The 3,163-nt window shown below is 59.6% G+C and carries 3 protein-coding genes; 1 reads left to right on the top strand and 2 read right to left on the bottom strand.

Features of this window, described 5'->3' with window-relative positions; all coding sequences use genetic code 11:
- Window positions 1-773: hypothetical protein (locus FWD29_10070; GenBank protein ID MCL2804274.1), on the bottom strand; the 773-nt coding region annotated here is incomplete at its 3' end.
- Window positions 774-1,339: 566 nt separating this feature from the next.
- Between FWD29_10070 and FWD29_10065 the strand changes: the two genes are divergently transcribed.
- Entirely contained in the window at window positions 1,340-2,650 is a 1,311-nt protein-coding gene (locus tag FWD29_10065) for an ISL3 family transposase (GenBank protein ID MCL2804273.1), read from the top strand.
- Between the two features lie 89 nt (window positions 2,651-2,739).
- Here the strand turns inward: FWD29_10065 and FWD29_10060 are convergent, their stop codons facing one another.
- Window positions 2,740-2,985, bottom strand: coding sequence for a hypothetical protein (locus FWD29_10060; GenBank protein MCL2804272.1), 246 nt, complete (start codon window positions 2,983-2,985; stop codon window positions 2,740-2,742).
- Window positions 2,986-3,163: the final 178 nt, after the last annotated feature.

Genomic DNA, 3,163 nt, shown 5'->3' with positions numbered 1-3,163 from the left:
GAGCCCTTGATCGAGTTAGTACCTGCCAGTAGCAGGGTCAGGTTGGCCGTGCCTTCCAGGTCAAAGTCGGTCTGGAAAGCGGCATCCTGCAAGGTCACCTGCGTGGTGACCCCAGTCTCAACGATGACTCTGTTGACAGCAATCGAAAAGGGATTTGATCGAATTATCCGGTAGCTATTGCCGGTGGCGCTGCCGCTGTTGTAATTGGTGCCAAACCGCAGGACGCCCGCACCGGGATAATTGACGCCCGGGTAACTCAGCGCCGCCGCGCTTGACAGGTCAATCACCATCTCCCCAGCCATGGGTTTGATTGCCATGTCAGAAGTGGTGGGATTGCCAGGCACCAGCTCAGGAGCCGCCGCACCGCTCGCCGGTGGGGCCTGGTTTGGTTCCGGCTGCTTGGGCGTGCTGTCTTCCACGTCGAGCGTAAGGCCAGGCACCGGCTCGGGCACATCCGGACCTAGTTCCGGCAGGTCCTGACTTGGCTCCGGCTGCTTGATCGCGCTGTCGTTCGCGCCGGGCGTACCGCTAGACACCGACTCAGGCGCATCCGGGCTAAGTCCGGGCTGGTCCTGACTCGGCAAAACCCCAGTCCCCGAGCTGTCTGGCGGGGTGGCGGCTTGGCTTGACGCCAGCTCTGGGCTGTCCTCACCAAGCGCTGGCGAATCCTGGTTTGGCAGCAACAAAGCCACCACAAATGTGACAACCAGAGCAACAATGCCTAGCCGCACAATGATTGGTCCTCCACGAACTGCGAAGTGACCTTGCCTCATACTTTGACCTCTCGAACGACACTGTCCGCCTGATGAACTGGTTTCACCAATCGCAATATCCAAGATCTCGGCGCTGAGGCGTGATGCTCTGTCTTGGTTGTGCCGCTCCAACTGTCATGAACAACGCGCGGTCGGCATCGAAGTTATTTCGGTTCACCCCGCAGCGGAAATCTCCGTAACGGGAATAAAACCAAGGTGCCTGCCTAGCCCCCCGCCTGACCTGGCTGTTCATCCAGATCGCAGCTGGAAACAGTCCGGCAACGGCCAAAATCGACCCTGAATCAGTCAGTAGAATCCGTTGGCCGAGCCCAGCGCCATTCCTCCAACAATCGGTTGGCTGCTACCTCACCTGGCAGTTGGCCCAGTGACCGCAGACAGTTGTTGCCCGATGCCGAGTCCCCCAGTCGGTCGGAAGTCAGCCGGTCAGACTTTGGGCAGTTTCAGGGCTCTTCGTAAACCAGGGTGTAGGGCGGGGTTGAGGTTGGTGGGCGTGTCGCTGCTTGGGTGGGGGTCGAGGCCTCTCAAGGATGGATGTTGTTCAATACGTCCGTTCGAAAGGCCTCGACTTGTTTCACGGTACCTTTACTGATCCTGACTTGACTACTTTTTGCCGTCTTGACGAGCTTGGTTTGGTGGCTGTCAGTCAGCGTGTCACTGCTAGCCGAGCTGAGATCAGGTGCCGCCTGGTCGACGATGACCGGTTCTGCCACCAGTGTGGGGCTGAGGGGCTGGCGAGGGACATGGTGACCCGCCGCCTGGCGCATGAACCGTTGGGTTGGCGGCCGACCGTGTTGCTGGTCCAGGTGCGTCGTTACCGGTGTGCGGCTTGCCAGCATGTGTGGCGGCAGGACGCCACCAGGGCAGCTGAACCCAGGGCCAGGTTGTCTCGGCGTGGACTGCAGTGGGCTTTGGAAGCCATTGTCTGTCAACATTTGACTGTGGCCAGGGTGGCTGAGGGCTTGGCGGTGTCGTGGCATACCGCTAATAGCGCGGTGTTGGCTGAGGGCCGGCGGGTGCTGATCGGTGATCCGGGCCGGTTCGACGGCGTCAAGGTGATCGGGGTGGACGAGCATTGCTGGAGGCATACCCGCTGGGGTGAGAAGTATGTGACCGTGATCATCGATTTGACGCCGGTCAGGGACCGGGTCGGGCCAGCCAGGTTACTGGACATGGTGGAGGGTCGTTCTAAGCAAGTCTTTGCCGCCTGGCTGGAGGACCGCCCGGCCGACTGGCGGGAACAGATCGAGGTGGTGGCGATGGATGGGTTCACTGGCTTCAAAACCGCTGCCAGCCAGGAGTTGCCCGACGCTGTGGCGGTGATGGACCCATTCCATGTGGTGCGGCTGGCTGGTGAGGCTCTGGATCAGTGCCGCCGCCGCGTTCAACAAGACCTCCATGGGCATCGTGGACGGGCCGGTGACCCGTTGTATTCAGCCAGACGGACCTTGCATACCGGGGTCAGGTTGCTGACCGACCGGCAGCAGCAGCGGCTCGATGCCCTATTCGCTAACGAGGACCACCTCCAGGTTGAAGTCACCTGGGGTGTCTACCAATCAATGGTCGCCGCTTACCGTGAGCCCAACCAGGCAAGGGGCCGCCAACAAATGCGTGACGTCATCAACTCTCTCAGTCACGGCGTGCCCGCCATTTTGAGTGAACTCATCACGCTAGGCCGGACACTGAAAAGGCGGGCTAACGACATACTGGCCTACTTCAACCGGTCCCACACCTCAAACGGGCCAACCGAAGCCATCAACGGTCGGCTAGAACACCTCCGCGGCTCCGCTCTCGGATTCCGTAACCTAACCAACTACATCGCCAGATCACTACTGGAAACCGGAGGCTTCAGACCCAAACTACACCCCCAAATGCGATGAGCCCGAAAACCGGTAACAAACCCATATCGCGCCAAGACCGCCAATCACAACGACGCATGGCACCCAGTTCTTTGCGCTGCTCCCACTGTTCAGTTGCGCTCCGCGGACCAACCTGCCTCAAGCCTGATTGGGAACCCAATGTCCGCGACCATTGCCGGGATCTCCTTGTCACAGGCTCCAATGAAAACCTCGCCTGCTTCATAGTCGGGACCGATCACGCAAATATCGCTGATTCCGAGCTTGTTGAGGTAACCGTCCCAATCAGCATCCAATTTGGCCAAGTTAGATTTTACCTGTTCGGCTGAAAAATCCACCGGCCGTCCCACAATCTTCAAGACAAGGTCGAGCTCGGACAGCGGTTCCAGACGGGCTTCAAACTCAGCGACACGTTCAGGGCTACCACCCTGGTAGTACTCATGGTCACGGCAAAGTCTCCTTTCGGCTGGTCAGGAGTATGAGTAGGGCGTGTTGCGGGTTGTAGGCGTTGTGTCTGAGGGCGGCCGCAATGTTGGT

Source organism: Micrococcales bacterium (genome assembly GCA_009784895.1).
Taxonomy (GTDB): Bacteria; Actinomycetota; Actinomycetes; order Actinomycetales; family WQXJ01; genus WQXJ01.
Note: the sequence above shows the minus strand (reverse complement) of the source record. Positions and strands in the feature narration are given on the sequence as shown.